This window comes from Nostoc sp. DedSLP03, from assembly GCF_034530815.1.
Taxonomy (GTDB): domain Bacteria; phylum Cyanobacteriota; class Cyanobacteriia; order Cyanobacteriales; family Nostocaceae; genus Nostoc.
Window position 1 is genome coordinate 1 of the sequence record NZ_JAVRCK010000092.1, and the last position, 18,693, is coordinate 18,693.

Annotated in this window: 13 protein-coding genes; 7 read left to right on the forward strand and 6 right to left on the reverse strand. The window is 41.2% G+C overall.

The window, feature by feature from the left end; genetic code table 11:
- Positions 1 to 422: 422 nt before the first annotated feature.
- The 4 genes from RM368_RS31150 to RM368_RS31165 all read right to left on the reverse strand — a co-directional run bounded on the left by RM368_RS31150 (position 423) and on the right by RM368_RS31165 (position 9,224).
- The gene (locus RM368_RS31150) at positions 423 to 1,049 is read right to left on the reverse strand and encodes a M10 family metallopeptidase C-terminal domain-containing protein (RefSeq protein ID WP_322697632.1); all 627 of its coding nucleotides are present in this window, start codon (positions 1,047 to 1,049) and stop codon (positions 423 to 425) included.
- A 1,538-nt stretch (positions 1,050 to 2,587) separates the two neighbouring features.
- A complete protein-coding gene (locus tag RM368_RS31155; RefSeq protein WP_322697633.1) occupies positions 2,588 to 3,286 on the reverse strand; it encodes a calcium-binding protein in 699 nt (232 codons plus the stop codon).
- An 857-nt stretch (positions 3,287 to 4,143) separates the two neighbouring features.
- Positions 4,144 to 5,625, reverse strand: a complete 1,482-nt coding sequence (locus tag RM368_RS31160) for a calcium-binding protein (protein WP_322697634.1) — start codon at positions 5,623 to 5,625, stop codon at positions 4,144 to 4,146.
- Positions 5,626 to 6,101: 476 nt separating this feature from the next.
- Positions 6,102 to 9,224, reverse strand: a complete 3,123-nt coding sequence (locus RM368_RS31165; RefSeq protein WP_322697635.1) for an MFS transporter — start codon at positions 9,222 to 9,224, stop codon at positions 6,102 to 6,104.
- 556 nt (positions 9,225 to 9,780) lie between these two features.
- Between RM368_RS31165 and RM368_RS31170 the strand changes: the two genes are divergently transcribed.
- The 4 genes from RM368_RS31170 (at position 9,781) to RM368_RS31185 (ending at position 13,032) form a co-directional block, all read left to right on the forward strand.
- Positions 9,781 to 11,061 (forward strand): general stress protein, encoded by a 1,281-nt coding sequence (locus RM368_RS31170; protein WP_322697636.1) that lies wholly within the window; start codon positions 9,781 to 9,783, stop codon positions 11,059 to 11,061.
- A 142-nt stretch (positions 11,062 to 11,203) separates the two neighbouring features.
- Positions 11,204 to 11,665, forward strand: a complete 462-nt coding sequence (locus RM368_RS31175; RefSeq protein ID WP_322697637.1) for a BON domain-containing protein — start codon at positions 11,204 to 11,206, stop codon at positions 11,663 to 11,665.
- 180 nt (positions 11,666 to 11,845) lie between these two features.
- The gene (locus RM368_RS31180) at positions 11,846 to 12,280 is read left to right on the forward strand and encodes a CAAD domain-containing protein (RefSeq protein ID WP_322697638.1); all 435 of its coding nucleotides are present in this window, start codon (positions 11,846 to 11,848) and stop codon (positions 12,278 to 12,280) included.
- Between the two features lie 344 nt (positions 12,281 to 12,624).
- On the forward strand, positions 12,625 to 13,032 hold the full coding sequence (locus RM368_RS31185; RefSeq protein ID WP_322697639.1) for a hypothetical protein: 408 nt from the start codon (positions 12,625 to 12,627) through the stop codon (positions 13,030 to 13,032).
- 83 nt (positions 13,033 to 13,115) lie between these two features.
- Here the strand turns inward: RM368_RS31185 and RM368_RS31190 are convergent, their stop codons facing one another.
- Together RM368_RS31190 and RM368_RS31195 are read right to left on the reverse strand one after the other, a co-directional pair.
- A complete protein-coding gene (locus RM368_RS31190) occupies positions 13,116 to 14,681 on the reverse strand; it encodes a metallophosphoesterase (RefSeq protein ID WP_322697640.1) in 1,566 nt (521 codons plus the stop codon).
- A gap of 132 nt (positions 14,682 to 14,813) precedes the next feature.
- Entirely contained in the window at positions 14,814 to 15,785 is a 972-nt protein-coding gene (locus RM368_RS31195) for a YegS/Rv2252/BmrU family lipid kinase (RefSeq protein ID WP_322697641.1), read from the reverse strand.
- Positions 15,786 to 16,626: 841 nt separating this feature from the next.
- On the opposite strand from RM368_RS31195, the gene RM368_RS38905 reads away from it, so the two are divergent.
- The 3 genes from RM368_RS38905 (at position 16,627) to hemC (ending at position 18,691) form a co-directional block, all read left to right on the forward strand.
- Positions 16,627 to 16,800: a hypothetical protein gene (locus tag RM368_RS38905; protein WP_416212270.1), complete on the forward strand. Its 174-nt coding sequence runs from the start codon at positions 16,627 to 16,629 to the stop codon at positions 16,798 to 16,800.
- Positions 16,801 to 17,364 carry a phycobilisome rod-core linker polypeptide gene (locus tag RM368_RS31200; RefSeq protein ID WP_416212271.1) on the forward strand — a complete coding sequence of 188 codons (564 nt, stop codon included), beginning with the start codon at positions 16,801 to 16,803 and terminating at the stop codon, positions 17,362 to 17,364.
- A 355-nt stretch (positions 17,365 to 17,719) separates the two neighbouring features.
- Positions 17,720 to 18,691, forward strand: a complete 972-nt coding sequence (gene hemC, locus RM368_RS31205) for a hydroxymethylbilane synthase (protein ID WP_322697642.1) — start codon at positions 17,720 to 17,722, stop codon at positions 18,689 to 18,691.
- Positions 18,692 to 18,693: the final 2 nt, after the last annotated feature.

Below are 18,693 nucleotides of genomic sequence, written 5' to 3' on the forward strand. Positions count from 1 at the left end.
GGCGCACGGCGCGGTTACACCGCGCCATTGCTTGTGACAGTTGCGTAAGTCCTGTCTATGTTTCACCGTGTCTTTTGGTCAGCCCTAATTAGAATAAATCTTCATTTAAGCGTTTGTGTTAAATAGGGGTGATTCTTATGTGTATAGAATCTAGAGTGCCGGAAATACACGAATTTAAATATGAAAAAAAGTCATTGCCCCAAGGTGAGGCACTGACTTTCCACATTTATAAGCTTAGTATATTGATATTGATTCCGGTGCACAGATGGAGACACTCTAACTTTGCACTAGAGTTCTTCTTCAAAATTATATCTGCCTTGAAAATAGTGACTAGGGATTGAAGACTGGGAAAGAGATATTTTCATTCTCTAATGCCTTCTACCTTCTGCCTCCTGCCTTATTTTCAAGGCAGGAATATTAAATTAAAGAATGAAGTCACTTGACACTACTTGTGGTGCTCCTATAAGCCGAATTTGAAACTCAGCCGACCGATCCCCATCAGTGCTACCTTCGAGAATACCTCCTGAATAACGGATTTGGCCGGGTGCGGAGAATTGGGCACTCCCAATGAAAGTGAAAGCTTGGTTGCCTCCAATAGTGGAGTTGGCATCAATATTAAATAGATCGATGCGATCGCCTGGCAAATTAGCGTTTCCACGAAAGTCAGTGATTATGTCGCGTCCCGAAAGTGGAGTATCAGAAATTGAGTTGTACTTGAAAACATCATTACCCGATCCTCCAGTGAGAATATCCTTTCCACTACCGCCAGTCAGGACATCATCCCCAGTACCGCCATTGAGCGTATCGTTGCCAGCACCACCGTTAAGAATATCATTGCCAGCGTTACCAAAGAGGCTATCATTGCCACCACCAGCGTTAAGGATACTCTTGCCACTACCACCTATAAGGGTACTGTTGCCACCACTAGTATTAATGACATCGCTCTGACCATTATTGCTACTACTGCTACTGCCACCGCTACTGCTATAACTACTAGAGCTGGCGCTAACACTGCCGCTCCCGGAGGAGATTGATATTGAAGTTACCATTGATGAGTTTCTCCTAAACTTAGAGGGAAAAAAATTACCTCTTTACTTCTCCATTATAAAACGGCATTGCTGATTAAGAGTATGAATTTGATTTCCTTCAAATGCATAAAGCAAACAATTTAAAACATGGAATTTGGGAATTCCATACTTTCATTCAGCCATGCCGACAAAACCAAGTCAAAATATCAAGAATTGGAGTATATTGTTGAACAAACCTGATTGGAACAGTCCTTTACTATTAAGTTTGAATATTTGAGAGTATTTGAGAATATTTAAGAAGTGCTAGATGTATTTTATGATATTTATATCAAATTTGTACCAAAAATCATCTGATGCCTTTATACCTTATATTTTCAGTTGTTTCAGTTGGGAAATACTCAGAAACAAGATATTTTTTCTACGTAATTATATATATTAAAGAACATTAGTACTGTATTTATAATAACAATATATGGAATTACACTTCAGCAAACTTTTTTATTATAAAAAAGAATAATTAACTTTTTTATTCTCTGACCGGAATAAAATAGAAAACCTTTGTCCAGGTAGAATTGGTGAGAGCATATTGATATTTGTTTAGTGTTTTCTGTAGTTATATATAACAAATAATTGCCAAGAAGTTAAAAGCTTTGTGAGACAGATGACACAAAGAAAAACCTAAAGATTTGTGTAACTTGATAACAAATAATTACCAAGAAGTTAAAAGCTTTGTGAGACAGATGACACGAAGAAAAGCCTAAAGATTTGTGTAACTTGAATTCGTTCCCAGTCGTTAAGACTGGAAATGTATTTCGAGAGGGCTGCTGCTGCTAAAGCCATTGGAAGCGAAGCCTCCCAGGATCGATCTCAATTGGGGCTGTATTTTAACTTAGTGCCATTCTCTTGTTAGACCAGTGCGACGCTGAATAGCCCGTCGTAAGCATCGCTGCACCCCTAACGTTACAATTTGGCTATTGTGGCATCATCACAAGTTTTGCGATTGATTGTATTAACAGATTTTCTCATACATACGCAGCATTGGTCATTTGCTATTTTTTACATGTGCTTCTGTTAGGTACAGTTGATATGAGCAACTTTGTGAGTATTTAACTGTGCTTGATTATAGCGATATCATTGTTGACAGGTTAAAGCCTACTGCATTTTCTCACAGTTGGAGTATGTTTGGCTTTGTACCTAAATTATTCTTCAATATTAGACTGTTTGCATAAATCATAAATAAAAACCCTACTCCTAAACGCTTGCTCTTAGAAGTAGGGTGTTCAGCGCTTTTGCAAGAAACTGCATAAGCTGCGCTTACAAGGAACAATGAAAATGTCTTTTCCTCCTGCCCCCTGCCTTATTTTCAAGTTAGCTCTATTAGATGAACGCGAGTTCGACGAGTGCTATTTTGACCTCTCCCCCAGTCCCTCTCCTGGTAGGAGAGGGGAGCAAAAACTTTTCTTTTCTTTCCTCCCTCTTCTTACCCAGACGCTACGCGTTCGCCTTTTAGGAGAGGGAGGCTGTCCGGGAGAGGTCTGTCGAACTCACGTTAGATTAGATTAGAGGATGATGTCGCTTGCCACTAGTGATGGTGCTGCTGTCAATCCAATCTCAAACTCAGGTGACAGATCCCCATCAATGTTAGCTTGAAGAACACCTCCTGAATAACGAACCTGACGGGCTGCTGAGAATGCGCCAGCACCGATGAAAATAAAGGCTTGGTTGCCCGCTACACTGGAGTTAGCATCAATGGTAGATAGATCGATTTGATCGCCTGCAAAGATACCGTTTCCAACGAAGTCAGCGATAACATCTCGTGACAAACCAGTAGGACTATCTGAAACTGAATTGAAATCGAAAATATCGTTGCCAGCACCGCCAGTAAGAGAATCAGTCCCAGCACCGCCAGTAAGAATATCGCTGCCAGCACCCCCATTTAAGGTATCGTTGCCAGCACCGCCAGTGAGGAGATCGCTGCCAGCATTACCATTAAGGATATCACTGCCAGCATTACCGTTAAGGGTATCGCTGCCAGCATTACCGTTAAGGATATCGCTACCAGCATCGCCATTTAAACTATCGTCGCCGACATTGCCGTTAAGGATATCGCTGCCAGCACCCCCATTTAAGATATCGTTGCCGGCATTGCCGTTAAGGATATCGCTGCCAGCACCCCCATTGAGGGCAGGACGAAAGATTAGTGGGGAACCGTTGATGGTATTGTTGTCATTAAAAATGCTACCTTCGATAATTGCCATTAGTAAGTTCCTCCTGAACTTAGAGGGTAAAAAATAACCTCGTCACTTTCCAATCAGAAAACGGTGTTGCTGATTAAGAGTATGAATTTGGTTTCCCCCAAAGGTGTAAAGGAAACAGTTTCAAATATTAAATTTTTAAATTTCCCACTTTCATTCAGCAACGCCGAGAAGACAAAGCAAAAAAATAACGAGTGGAAATAGACAATTGAACCACACCTGATTGGAACAAGTCTTTGGTGTTAAGTTTGAAGATTTGACAAGCACTAGATGTATTGATGCTCTTGGCATCAAAATTATGCCAAGAGTAATGTCATGTCCTTATATCTTTACTGTTTGCAGTAGTAGGATGGTATGAAACAAGCTGATTTCCTCCTACAAAAGCGCATAACTTTTAGAGCGTTTTGATTTTATCCACAATCACAACACTATACTATTACTTTCAAGCCTACTTTTTTCTATCTATAAGAAAGAGTAATTATCCCTTTTTTATTCCTCTCGCGAAAACAAAATCTGAAACCTTTGTTCAGATAGGGTTGGTTTTGCTTTTTGAGATTTATTCGATGATTTATCTAGTTATATATAAGGAAATAATTGCCAATAACTTAAAAGCCTTGTTAACTAGTGCAATCGCTACATCCCTTGCGTCACAACTTGCCTTCTCAAATTCTCTGACATTTTTTCATTAAGTGGCATCATTGCAACAGTTGCGATTGTACTACCTAATTTTCTGATATATACGCGGCGCAATTTAATAACTATAAACTTTCACAGAGGCAAGCTAAACTTATCTCTCTTTGCGACTATTCAATTATCAAAATTCTGCATTCTGCCTTATTTTCAAGGCAGATAATATTAAATTAAAGGATAATGTCGCTTTCTACTAGTTGTGGCGCTCTTACAAGCCGAATTTCAAACTCAGCCGATAGATCGCCATCAGTACTACCTTGGAGAATACCTCCTGAATAACGGATTTGACCGATTGCAGAGAATGCACGACTCCCGATAAAAGTGAAAGCTTGGTTGCCTTCTTTAGTGGAGTTGGCGTCAATAGTAGATAGATCGATTTGATCCCCTGCAAGGATACCGTTTCCTACAAAATCAGCGATCGCATCCTGTAACAAACCAGGTTGACTCTCGGAAACGAAGTTGAAATCGAAAACATCGTTACCCGATCCTCCAGTGAGGATATCAGTCCCACCAACACCAATGAGGATACCACCGTTACCAAAATCACCGCTAATGGTATCGTTACCAGATCCGCCAACTAGGCTATCGTTGCCCAATCCGCCAACAAGAATATCGTCGCCAGAACTGCCGTCAATCTTATCGTTGCCAGATCCGCCGTTAATCTTATCGTTGCCAGATCCACCGTCAATCTTATCGTTGCCAGATCCGGTGTTAATGATATCGTCGTCAGATCCGCCGTCAATCGTATTGTTACCATCACCGGCGTTAATCGTATCATTGCCAAATCCGCCAATAATTGTATCGTCACCAGATCCGGTGTTAATGCGATCGTTGCCAGATACACCGCTAATTATATTGTTCCCCGCTCCGGCGTTAATCGTATCGTTGCCAGAACCGGCGTTAATCGTATCGTTGCCAAATCCACTGTCAATCTTATCATCGCCAGATCCGCCGTCAATCCTATTGTTGCCAGAACCGCCGTTGATGGTGTCGTTGCCAGATCCGCCTTGAATCCTATCGTTGCCAGATCCGGTGTTAATTATATCGTTGTCATATCCACCATCAATCGTATTATTGCCATCACCAGCGTTAATCGTATCGTTGCCAAATCCACCGTCAATTGTATCGTCGCCAGATCCGGTGTTAATCGTATCGTTGCCAGAAACACCGTTAATTATATTGTTCCCCACTCCGGCGTTAATCGTATCGTTGCCAGAACCAGCGTTAATCGTATCGTTGCCAGAACCGGCGTTAATAGTATCGTCGCCAGATCCGCCGTCAATCCGATCGTTGCCAGATACGCCGTTAATTGTATCGTTGCCAGATCCGCTTTGAATCCTATCGTTGCCATTACCACCTTGAATCTTATCGTCACCGTCAAATCCGCCGTCAATCGTATTGTTGCCAGATCCGCCGTCAATTATATCGTTGCCAGATCCGCCGTCAATCGTATCGCTGCCAGATCCGCCCAGAAGGCTATCATTACCGTTTCCGCCGTTAATTCTATCGTCGCCAGAACCACCATTAATCGTATCGTTGCCTCTTCCGCCCCTAATTGTATCGTTACCGTCAAATCCGTTGATGATATCAGGTAGAACAGAAAAAGAATTACCAAGATTATCAGGCTGATTAGTACCGTTAATGGTTGGCATAGTGAATTTATCCTGAATTTAGAGGGTAAAAAATTACTTTGTCACTTCCCTAGTGGAGAAATAACAAGTAGGAAGATATAACAAATTAGACCTGTTCTAATTAGGTCTTTGCTGTTAAGTTTAAAGATTTGAGAAACACTGGATCTATTGATGATATTGGCATCAAAATAGATTGTGCCAAGAGTCATTTTATGTCCTTGTACCTGATGAATTCACAGTTTCTAGAAGCAATCTGCTAGCAAATAAGCAGATCATTTCCTACGGAATTGCATAGGTTTTAGAACGTTTTTACTGGATTCAGAATAATACAGAGTATGATACTACCTCAAGCTTAATTTTTTCTATCTTTAAGAAATAATAATTAACGGGACTTGAGATCGCGATACTTTTTTTATAAATAAAAAAGTGGCATTCATTTATAAAGATTGAATGCCACTTTGGATTTCTCAAAATTCCTGATAATGCAGATATTTTATTTATCCAGGTAAAGTTATGCCCGTCACAGCGATCGCACCTGCGATCGCACTGGCACAAAGAGAAGTAATCGCTGTCCCAAATATCCACCATGCAGCATTGGCAACGGTTTTCTTGGTTTCTTCAGCTTGCTTTTTGGCTTGCTCTTGAATCGCTTTCAGGCGTTTTTGAGTTTCTTTCTGAATGCGTTCGGCTCGATGCAATACGCCATCCCGCGCCGATTCTATTTGATTAATAATGCGGTTAGCATCCGCCTCGGAAATATCTTCACGAGAACTCAATACAGCAACTAAGGTGTCACGATCGAATTCACTGAGGCGATCGCGCAATGCTTCAAATCCAGCTTGGGGATCGTCGAAGACTTTTGCAAAGTCTTGCTTAATGCCTTCATAGTTGAGTTCAGGAAGATTCAGGGAGTTGAGATAGTTGCGAACTTTGGCAAAAACTCCATCTAACACTGATTGCACTCTCTGCTGAATCTGCTGGAATTGTTCGACAATCGAGCTGCGAACAGAATCAATTTGATCGACAATTCGATTAGCTTCCTCTTCTGAGATATCCTCACGTTGGGATAATAGCGCCACAATTGTCGAACGGTCAAATTTCGCAGCGCGATCGCTTAGACTTCCAATTCCAGCGCGGGGAGAAGACAGCAGCAATTGTAAATCGCGTTTGATTCCTTCGGGATTGAGTTCTTCTTTGTTGGTATTACGCAGATATTCTTCGAGATTGGCTTCAAAATCTAAAGCTTGTTGAGTGGTGCGCTTTGCTAAACGTCGTGGCGCTCTCAGGATATCACCAATGGCATCTTGAGCGCGATCGATGATCTGATTAACCTGCTCTTGGCTCAAGTCGCCGCGTTGACTCACGAGTTTTACTAAGGTTTCTCGATCGACATTAGACAAGCGATCGCGCAGTGCTAAGGCTCCAGCTTGAGGATCGTCGAGTAATTTTTCCAAATCGGCTTTGATACCTTCTGGATTAAGTTCTTCCAAGTTGGTATTGCGAAGATATTCGGCGATCGCTTTTGTAGTTTTTTCGTACTGTTCTTTCGCTTGTTGCGGTACTTGCAAAATACTATCTCGGACTGCTTCAAGCTGATCGAGAGTTTGATTTATCTGTTCTTCGCTCAAATCTTGACGCTGACTGAGCAATTGTACTAAAGTATCGCGGTCAAATTGTGATAGGCGCGATCGTAAAAGACTAATTCCGGCTTGCGGATCGTCTAACAAAATTCTAAACTCACGTTTGATCGCTTCGGGATTGAGTTCGTCTTTATTAGTATTTCGCAGATAGTTTTCAACTCTTTGGCGCAGTTCATCGGCTTTTGCTTTTGCTTGCTCTTGCAATTCTTTAGCACGATTCAAGAGATTATCGCGGTTGCGTTCGAGTTGACTAACAATATTATTAGCTTCTTCTTCGTTGATATCTTGACGCTGTTGGAGCAATTGTACAAAAGTATCGCGGTCAAATTGCCCGAAGCGGCTACTTAAATCTTCAAAGCCAGCTTGGGGATCGTCTAGCAACTTGCCAAAGTCCCGTTCAATACCTTCGGGACTGAGTTCATCTTTACCAGTCGAACGCAGATAATCTTCGATGCGGCTGCGGAAATCTTGCCCTTGTTCGCGACTTTGAGCCTGTTTGACAGTTTCTAAAACTTCCAGGCGATCGCTTTCCATTTGTTCGGAAATTTCTTTTACCCTAGCTTCACTAATATCACCACGTTGCTTTAGTAAGTTGGTGAAATATTCTTGATTTATTTCTTCCAACTCCCGTTTCACAGTTGTTGGATCTGCATTTACGTCATAGATGACTTCTTTAAATTCATCTATTAGGGTAATTCGGTTAAAGTGCCAAGGGAACGAATGCAATATGTAGTCTTCTACATCTGCCTTAATTGCATTTTCCAGTGATATGGGTAATTTTGCAGATACTTGCTCAGTTGCTTCCTCTCTAAACTTTTGAAATTGTTCTGTGACTTGCTCGACATCGACATCTTGAACTTTTTCTTTCAGTTTTTGCAACTGAGTTGTAATTTTGTTCACATCGATATTAGAAAGGTTTACCCGTTCTAGAACTGCTGGTGCAGCTGCACTTAAGCCATAGGTAATAGCTTGCTTGATTATACCATTGCCATTACCGCCTCCGATTGTAACCAATTCTTGCAGCCGTTCGCCTAATCGCTCGGAATTAAGTTCTTCAGGTGTAGCGGACTTGAGTAAATTAATTACTTGTTCGGTAGGATTTTTGCGATTTAAAGCTTGTTGCCATGCACCTTCAAATTGATCGGCAATGCTATTGATATCTTCTTGAGATAAATCGCTACGGCTACTGATTAAATCAACAATTTGTTGGCGATCGATATTTTGTAAAAGTTCGTTGTTAGCAACAGATTGCAAATCTGTATCTTTAAGAAGTTGGTCAAATTGATTCCGAATTTCTTTGATATCTAGCTTTGGCAATTGCAGAGAACCTAAAGTACTTTGGAGAGTATTTTTAATACCTTCAGAGTCAAAACCTGAAGTTAATTCCCGTCGGACTGCGGCTGTAATATCTTCAGCAGTAGAAACTAACTGTTTTTTTGCAGTATTAGCACCGATGCCAGCAGTTGCCGTGCCCATCAAAGTTTGAAAACCAGAAGTAACAGTATTAGATATAGAACCAATTAAAGAACCTACTGCTGATGAACCTAACCAAATTACTAGTGAAAAATAGGTAGACCAAATGACTACACCAATAATTGCTCCTAAAAACGCGCTTTCGATTAGGCTAAGTTTTACTGCTAAAAAACAAGCAATAAATAATGCAATGCTAACGGTTAGTAACGCCCAAGTACCAACTTTCGCTTGACTTTTACGAATTGTCTTACCCAAACCTTCAGACTCATCATCAGAATCTGCATCAATTTCCCAAGATGAAATTCCGACAGCAACTGAAAAGTTTGTTAATAATAATTGAAACGCAAATGCCATCAAAACCCCAGCTAGCAGTGCCACCAACAATTTAGGCCCAGAAAAAACAACTGATGCTTCTTCTGGAGTTAGTACTTCTTGAGCTAAAGTTACTGGTGCTAATCCAAAAGTTAGCCAATTCCATTCAAAAAGAGTTAGAACACCTGGAAACATAAGACTTTCTCACTTGTACTCAACTAAATATCCATTTATTTATCAAATGGATTGATTATTTTTTCAGCTTAATTATCATTGATATAAAATGCTACTTTCATAAGTAATACTTTTTTTCATCGAAAGTCGTATTGACCAAAATAAATGCTTATTTTTATCCAATAAAATGTACTTGTTGCTCGGTTAAAAGGTTTATAAAAAATTTACTTTGTTTTATATATAACAGTAAAGTTTACAAAAATATATTTACCTATGCGTCCGATTCCAAAAGAGTAACTTACAATACCAAGCTTTAAAAAATGTTTTTTGTCTCAATTTGTAGCAAGACTAAGAAGTAAATCATTAATAATATTAACCTTTATAAAAAAACTTATATTTTCTTTATGATTGATTTTTTACTAAAGTTTCTTTAGATAAAACTACCTATATCTAATGATAGAGAGAAAAATTCTTCCAAGCGATTGATGAAAACTAAATAGAAACATGTATTAATAAGGGTTACTACGAGCTATGAATTAGTAAATAATTGATTTTTGTTTGCTGAGGAGAAAGAATAATGGTAGTCGGTGTACATAAACGTGCTGTAGGTGTATTTTCTCATCGTCGAGATGTTGAACATGCCCTACATGAATTAAAAAAAGTTGGCTTTGACATGAACAGAGTTTCTGTCATTACCCAAGATGGTGACAGAGATGATATTGCTGGTGCGGATGTGAGCGATCGCGTTGGCGATCAATCTGACGAAGGTGCTAAAGTCGGAGCAGCTACAGGCGGTGCTTTGGGCGGATTAACTGGCTTGTTAGTTGGTCTTGGCACTTTAGCAATTCCTGGAATCGGGCCAATCATGTTGGCTGGAGCCGCAGCAACTACCCTAGCTACAACTCTCGCTGGCGCTGGTATTGGTGCAGTAGCTGGTAGTTTAATTGGTGCATTAATAGGTTTAGGAATTCCTGAAGAACGAGCTAGAGTTTACGACGAACGTGTTAGACGAGGACACTATTTAGTCATTATTGATGGTACAGATTCAGAAATACTTAGAGCAGAATCAATTTTAAATCATCAGGGTGTGGAAGAGTTTGGCATTTACGACCACCCAGATGCGACAAATCCAGCCACTGGTTATGTGACTCCGGGTGCAACTGCGGGTTATAGTGGTGTTTCCAAACGTGCGATCGGGGTATTTTCTCATCGTCGAGATGCAGAAGCAGCAATTACAGAATTACGAGATGCAGGTTTTTCCTTGAATCAAGTCTCCATCATTGCCAAAGATACAACCGGTCATGGAATCGGTGGTGTAGATGTAGATAGAAACGTTGATACAGGTAATAAAGCAGACGATGGTGCAAAAGCTGGGGCTGCTACAGGCGGTGTTCTAGGCGGCTTGACCGGCTTATTAGTTGGACTTGGAACCCTAGCAATTCCTGGAATCGGGCCTGTAATTGCTGGTGGCGCAGTTGCAACAGCTTTGGCGACAACATTAGCTGGTGGCGCGATCGGTGCAGCAGCCGGTAGTATTGTCGGCGCACTTGTTGGCTTAGGAATTCCTGAAGACAGGGCGCGAGTCTATAGCGATCGCTTTCAAAGAGGCGACTATTTAGTAATTCTCGATGGTACAGAAGCTGAAATCCAGCAAGCTGAAGCGATTCTTAAGCGTCGAGGTATTGAAGAATTTGCAATCTATGATGCCACTGAGATTAGTGACTATCGCCCAGGTTCCGACCCAGTAACGCATAGTGACGCAGCAGTAGTCGATCCCATTCGCCCCAATTACTCAACAGAGCCTCATAGAAACGATCCTGCTGTAGTTATTGTCGATCGTCGTGATGAAGTACTTTAATCTAAAGTAGTTTTCACTCACACTAATTAGACAAAATTGCAGGAGCAATAATTTAAAAACTTTGCTCCTGACTACCAAAACTTGCTCCTCACTTTTGCCGTAAATATCAATAGATTTCACTTTCTGATTCAGAATTAAACCAATGAAAAAGCTAACCCCCTTCGTAATTAGTTGCCTTTTAGTGTTTGGTGTTGCTGCTTGTGATAACGCTTCTAAAACAAGTGAATCTGCACCCAACAATCCTAATGAGGCTCCCCAAACACCAACTGCAAAAACCACAGAAGCTTCTCAAAAAGACGCGCAAAGTGAAGTTCGTAGAAGACAACTCAATGAAGATATTCGCGCTCGCGAACAGCGCAATAATACCACTGGTGGCGATACAAAAAGAGCTAAAGCTGACTTAGAAAGTGAAGTTCGCTCCAAATTGGAGGCTAATATTCCCAAAAGTCAACTAACAGTTAATGCCGCAGACGGTGGTGTTGTTACCGTGGCTGGAACTGTCACCAATCAGCAGGAATTGGCTAAAATTGAAAAACTAGCTAAGGAAATTAAAGGTGTCAGTAGTGTAGTTGTGAAAGCAACAGTAGCCGCACCTACTAGATAAGGTAACTAATAACGCCAAGTAAGTAGACAAGCGTAAATACATTTCAATGTTCTTCCTTGGTTTGAGTGGTCAGTAATAAGTTTAACTGACCACTAATAATTAACAACTGATAACCTTAATAACTATATTTCTTGATGCTCACAGTTATATAAAGTCTTGTAGTTACCAAACATAAAAACTATGGAAACCGAACAACAGCAACGTGAATCGATCGATGCTTCCTTATCACAAGGTATGCTAGCACTTGAAGGTACTGATAGTGCAAACTTGCCAAAGTTACCCCCAGCATCCGAACCTGAATCTCAATGGCAGCAAATTAGCAGACAAGTTTCTCAATTTTTAGAGCAACTGCCCCAATACTTAAGTGACTTTTTTCGGGATTATAAGCAGCCTCTAATAAGCGTTGCTTTAATTTTGGCAGCGATTGTTACAGCTAGAGTAGTACTGACGGTACTAGCTGCAATCAATGATATTCCCCTACTATCACCACTTTTTGAGTTAGTTGGAATTAGTTACACCAGTTGGTTTGTTTTCCGTTATCTACTGAAGGCTTCAACTCGCCAAGAATTAGCCGATGAAATTCAATCACTGAAAAACCAATTCGTGGGCGAGTAAGTTTTTTGTCCCTTAAACAAGAGTTTACACGGGCAAATAGAATTCGCAGCTACGCAAACTCTCGTCCGGTTCTGCGGGCTTGGGTAAAGCCTTGTATAGTTGCAATTTTTAATTGCCCTTTTAATGTTAAGTTGGCTTCAACTAAAACTCTTGTTCCACCAAGAAATGTTAATTCACAGTATTTAACCGGACTCAACCTTAGTGTTTTAGATACATCAAAAGATAGAGAATGTAACATTATTTTTAAGTTTAAGTCACTTCTCAAGATAGTAGCTTGGAGATGAGAAACAGCATAATCTAGTTTCTGAAGTTATTTAATAGATTCTTTAACGAGGACATAAATTATGGCTAATGAAGCAGTTAAGAGAGATACAGATTCATCTGATAGAGCGGAAGTCAATAATTACGATCGCGGCATTATCCCTGCTGAAACCGCCGCTAGAATGGAAAGAGAAGGAGATAAGTTCAAAACACGTCCCACGGAAGAACAAGAAGCAGACGCACCTACTGACGATCAAACCGATCCAGAAAGTATACGTACCACTGACGGCTATACCGTAGATAATGAAGGTTTGTCTAATAACTACGCAATTGAACCGGAAATGTATTATGAAGAACCGGGTGATGCACGCCAGCAAGCAGCAGAAGAAAAACAACAACGTCTCGAAGAACTTGGAGAAGTTAATCAGGATGAGGAAGGCAAGTTGACAGATAAGGGTGACAGCCGTGGTAGAGGCCCAGGAATAATTTAATTAATAACTTGCTGGGTGCAATTACACGTAAGAAGGCTAAATAGGTGTTTTCTAGAGACGCAATAACTGCGTCTCTCATTTTTTTAGATTATGTCTGGTTCGATAATCAACGGCTCAAGTTCGCGATTATGCCATTGCCGCTGATACCATTCGGCAACCAAAGGACGGACAATAAACTTAGGCTGTTTATCGCCTTTAACATCAATACGTAAACCTGAATAAGGTCGTCGCTTCTGAAAACCTTGACCGTTACGACCGATGAACAGATGCGATCGCGCCACTAATCTATTCTCCTCCATCAAATCTGCTCCCTCAATTCGCTGGCGTCGCAAACTAAACCCGCTACCGCCACAAACAATCCAGTGGATATGAGAATCAGCGTGTCCCGTATCCATTGTTTCTAGGTGTTCCAAGCAGTGTGCGTGACCGTTTATTACTAAATCTACCAAAGGACGACCCTGATTTAAGGAACCGATTTCTTTAGCTACCGCATCCAGTACCGCACGCAGGCGATCGCGAACAATTAGAGTTTGTGCTTGTTCCCACTTCGTCGCCTCAGTTACATAAGGAGGATGATGGAAATAAATTATCCTTCCTCGAACTTCAGAATTATTCCAAGATTCAATTAATCTTTGCTTGAGCCAATCCAGTTGTTCAGTGTCAGTCAGCGTTGTTTTATTAGTGGCTAGTTGCTTATCGATATCAACAATAATTTCTTCAATTTGTGACATCTTGGCATGAAAATCATCTAACTGATCTGCTTCACTGGGGTCTTCCGGTCGAAGTTTGGCTGAGGTTTCAATAATTTGCAGTTTTTCTTGCTCTAAATCTTCGCGACGTTTTTCTAGGAGTTTGCGATCGGCGTTACCTTTTTTTGTTTTCGGTAGCGGTGGTGGATCGTTAAAGGTATTAGAATCCAAAGCAAAGAAATCAATACCGCCATAACGAAACGTGTAATAGCGATTGGGAAGGCGGGTAAATTCCCCAGGTTGATAAGAAAGACAACGACCTGTATCTGTCTTAGCTGTGTAATACCGATCTAAGTGGCTGGCTAACTCTCCTGGAAGCTGAAACGCCTTTAGATAGTCAAGAAATGCCTTTGCGTAAGCGTCACCGCATCTTGAGCCATGTAAACCCACATCTAGGTCTAACCGCGATCGCAACAGCTGGCGAATGGGTAATGTTGTTAGGGATGCCAAGCTCAATAAAATCGGCAAGTTATAGTAATCGTGATTTCCCGGCACTGGTAAAATGGGCAGCTTAAAAACCATCTGGTCGTAAGCAATCCGTTTGCGATGCTCTATGCCGGATATAAACTCTCGGTAAGGCTGAATAAAGTTTTGCTGGTAGTATTCACTCGATCCCACTAAATAAATCACATCTCCCGTATGCAGCATAAAACGGGATTCGTTGTGATGGGGCAGCATCAGTTCAGCCACCTGTCGCTGAGGATTGTGTCCTCGGTGCCTGCCGGAACCACTATCACCGACAACTAAAAATGAGAACTCAGAATTGTCTGTTTGACCATCTTCCAACACCAGCCGAGTTTGGTCAATATCCCGTTCCACAATTAACGGATCTTGCCACCGTACCCGCTGATTCATTTTCCGAATTTTCTTGGCGATCGCTGGATCAGATACAAGTTTCAATGCAACCTACTCCTGAGTTTTCAATTGAAGGGGAGCAGGGGAGAAATCAATTCAAAATTCAAAACTTGTACTGAGCGCAGTCGAAGTATTCAAAATTCAAAATTGAAGATTCAATCCCAATGCCCCATACCCTCATTCTTCTGCTGTATCTTTCATCTCAATAATCAGATTAGGGAGTCCCTCTAGTTTTTCGGTCGGCTCAACTTCTTCTACTAATGGCACGAAAATTTTTAAGCCTGCTGGTACACACTTAATTTCTACAGGTGTTGTGCCTACTATTTCACCATCTAGAACAACTTTTTGTGGTGGCTCTGTAGTAATTTTAAATTGTTTGGCTCGCAGGAAACCTATATCATCTCGTTCAACGGCGTTACCTGTGGAAGCCGTTTGAAATAGATGAAATGTGGCAGCGATCGCTCCTGCTTTGTTTGTTGGAGCTACAATTGTTAAATCTAGTAACCCATCATCATAAACTAGACCTGCTGGGCCTTGAGCCAAAACTGATGTGGGAGGCGCGGCATTTGCTACCGTTACTGCACTGGCACTAGTTTTAATTATCCTATCTTCAGTTTCAATCTCAACATCAAAGTTTTTTAAATTTCTTAATTGCTGGATTCCTGCCAAAACGTAGGCCATCATCCCAAAGCGATTCTTAGCGTCTCGGTCTGCCAATTCTACAGTTTCAGCTTCAAAGCCAATACCTGCCAAGAGTACCATTGGGCGATCGTTGCAATAGGCTACGTCTACATGGGTGGTTGCTCCCTGCAAAATTGTCTGACAGGCACCTGCGATCGTGTCAGGAATTCCTAAAGCTGTGGCAAAAGCGTTCGCTGTTCCTCTGGAAATAATCCCAAATGGGATATCAGTTCCCACTACCGCCGCCGCCGCTATTGAGAGAGTACCATCTCCACCGGAAGCAATGATTGCATCTACTCCTCGCTCTACAGCTTGAGATGCCAGTTGGTCAGCATCGATTTCTTCAGTTGTAAAATAAATATCTAGATCGATCTCTGGCTCTAATATTGCCCGAATTTCTGCTAGCTCTGTATCTGGGTCACCTTGACCCGCAACAGGATTGAAAATCAGACAGGCGGAACGATTCATAAGGTATAATAACTAAGCTTGGATAACTAATGAAGATAACAAATTATTCTAAGCATTCCTGTAAATTTTCAACTTCCTTTTTCCGGCTGAGTTTTTTAGAAGATCGCATCATCGCGCCAAAAAAAGGCAAGAACTTCTAATCGTTCTTAAGACCTTGCCAAAGAACTCTATTTTTAGCTGCCTGTTTCAACAGACTCACTCAACCAGAAGGGTGTTTGGTTAATCGGTAGAAAAATTTAAAGCCATCATCAGAATTGTATATAGACAGGCTTTAGGAAATTCCTATATTATGGGAAGTGAGCAAATTACTGTTCTTAAGTCGTAGTTTCAGCAAAGTTAAATCAGCGATCGCAAGTTTCAAGTTTATCCGTTTAGTAGCGAAATTTGAGTTGTATCGTTGCTTATTTTTAGCCGTTGCCCTCGTTATCGGGCAATCGGATTGAATTTTAGGCATTTTTTCAGTTGCGCTCACATCAATGCGTAAATTCAACTAACATCTCAATTGCTTGAGCAACTTATTAAAGTTAGGCAAAGTTCCACTACAGCCTACTAGTACAATGTCTAAGTTAATCTTGAGGGTTGGTAGTAAGCACTTTAGTGCTTAGAAAATAAGGACTTCAGTCCTGACTACGAACTTAAATTTGGCATATTACTAGTCAGTTTTGCCGCAATTACAACTCAAAAGGCTAATAACTGGGGATAAGGGAGACAAGAGCAGCAAATGCCTTTCAGGAGTGCGGAGTTGGGAATCTTTAGAACTCGGTACTGACTCAACGCCTCGCTAGCAGAACTGTTTTGGCTCATACATAATTCCCAATCCCTGCAAATTTATAGCTCTAATATGTCTATTCCTTTGTTAAGCTATTCCCCCTCATCTCGAAATCATCGTGTATCTGGATATGAGATTCTTGGCGACGAGCAACCTAAAATTTATACAACTGAATATCTGCAATCATCACTAGAAATGGATGCCTTGATTAAAGCAGCTTATCGCCAGATTTTCCACGAACAATAGATGCTAGATAGTAACCGCCAAATCTGTCTAGAATCCCAACTAAGAACTGGTCAAATTACAACTAGGGATTTCATTCGAGGGTTAGCAATATCTGATGCATTTCGGCGACTCAATTACGAAAGCAACAACAATTACCGCTTTGTGCAGATATGCATACAGCGCTTATTGGGTCGTGAGGTTTACAATGAAGGCGAAAAACTAGCCTGGTCGATTGTGCTAGCTAGTAAAGGACTGCACAAGTTTATCGACGATTTGGTGGATAGTGAGGAGTATATGAGTAACTTTGGTTACAATACAGTCCCTTATCAACGGCGACGGATTTTACAAGGACGCTCTCTAGGAGAATTACCATTTGCTAGAATAGCTCGTTATGGCGAAGATTATCGCGATAAATTACCGCTTCCCATGACGATAAAGCAGGTTGAGCCTTTTAATTTACAAACCTTCTTACGCAGTTCTGACAGAGATGTGGTGTTATTGCTATTAGCTTCGACACTGGCACTGATTGTCTTGTTTAGTTTGCTGACTACATTTGGTTATTTCCCCAAATTTGGTGGGTACTAGCTGAAACTTGAGATGTAGCGATCGCTACACTCAAAACAGTCAGAACTTTACAAACACCTACAAACACTCAACGCTGAATGGCACGCTTGTAAAGCCCAAAGACTTATTAGACTTTTTGGTATTTGTCGGGAAAAGGGGGAAAGGTTTGTTATTTTCCCTTTCCCCTTTAACCTTTACCCTTTTCCCACCATCTCCATTCCCCATCCCCTTCTATATATTTGAGATTTCACAAACAAGCTTTTGGTAAAGAATTGTAATCCAAAATCCAAAATCCAAAACCCAAAATTCGCATGAGTCCCTGACTACGGTAGTCTAGATGAGAGTGAATTTATCGCCTCCTTTGATATATTGTTTTATGACTTCAGTTGTTTCTAGTCCCCCACGCACTATTCGGATCGGCTCACGTAAAAGCCAACTTGCTCTGGTTCAGACCTACTGGGTACAAGAGCAACTCCAGAAAGCCTTTCCCGATATCACTTTTGAAGTCCACACCATGTCTACCCAAGGCGATAAAATCTTGGATGTAGCATTAGCTAAGATTGGCGATAAAGGACTTTTTACTAAAGAACTTGAACTCGGAATGATCGATCAAGAGATTGACTTTGCAGTTCATTCTCTTAAGGATCTGCCGACTCACTTACCAGAAGGGTTAACGTTAGCAGCAATTACTGAACGAGAAAACCCAGCAGATGCATTAGTGGTGCATGAAAAGCACAAAGATAAACAAATCGATACATTGCCAGAAGGTGCGGTAATTGGTACATCTTCTCTACGACGGTTAGCACAGTTACGCCATCATTTCCCCCACTTTACCTTTAAGGATGTGCGAGGAAACTTGATTACACGGTTGGCTAAACTGGATGCAGGTGAATACGATGCTTTGATTTTGGCAGCAGCAGGATTAGAGAGATTGGGAATGGGCGATCGCGTTCATCAAATTCTCCCCAAAGAAATCTCCCTTCACGCGGTTGGACAAGGAGCTTTGGGGATAGAATGCCGTGCTGATGATAGTGAAGTGCTATCTCTACTCAAAGCAATTGAACATACCGAAACACGCGATCGCTGTCTTGCCGAACGATCTTTTCTCCGTTCTCTAGAGGGTGGATGTCAAGTACCTATCGGTGTAAATACAGAAATATCTGGTGATAATTTAACTTTAACCGGGATAGTCGCTAGTGTAGATGGTCAAAAGTTTGTCAAAGATACCGTCACCGGACTTGCCAATAACGCCGAAGCACTAGGCACAGAACTAGCAGAACTGTTGCGAAAACAGGGCGCGCAAGAAATTTTATCAGAAATTTTTGCGGTGATTCAACGCGGTTCCTAAGC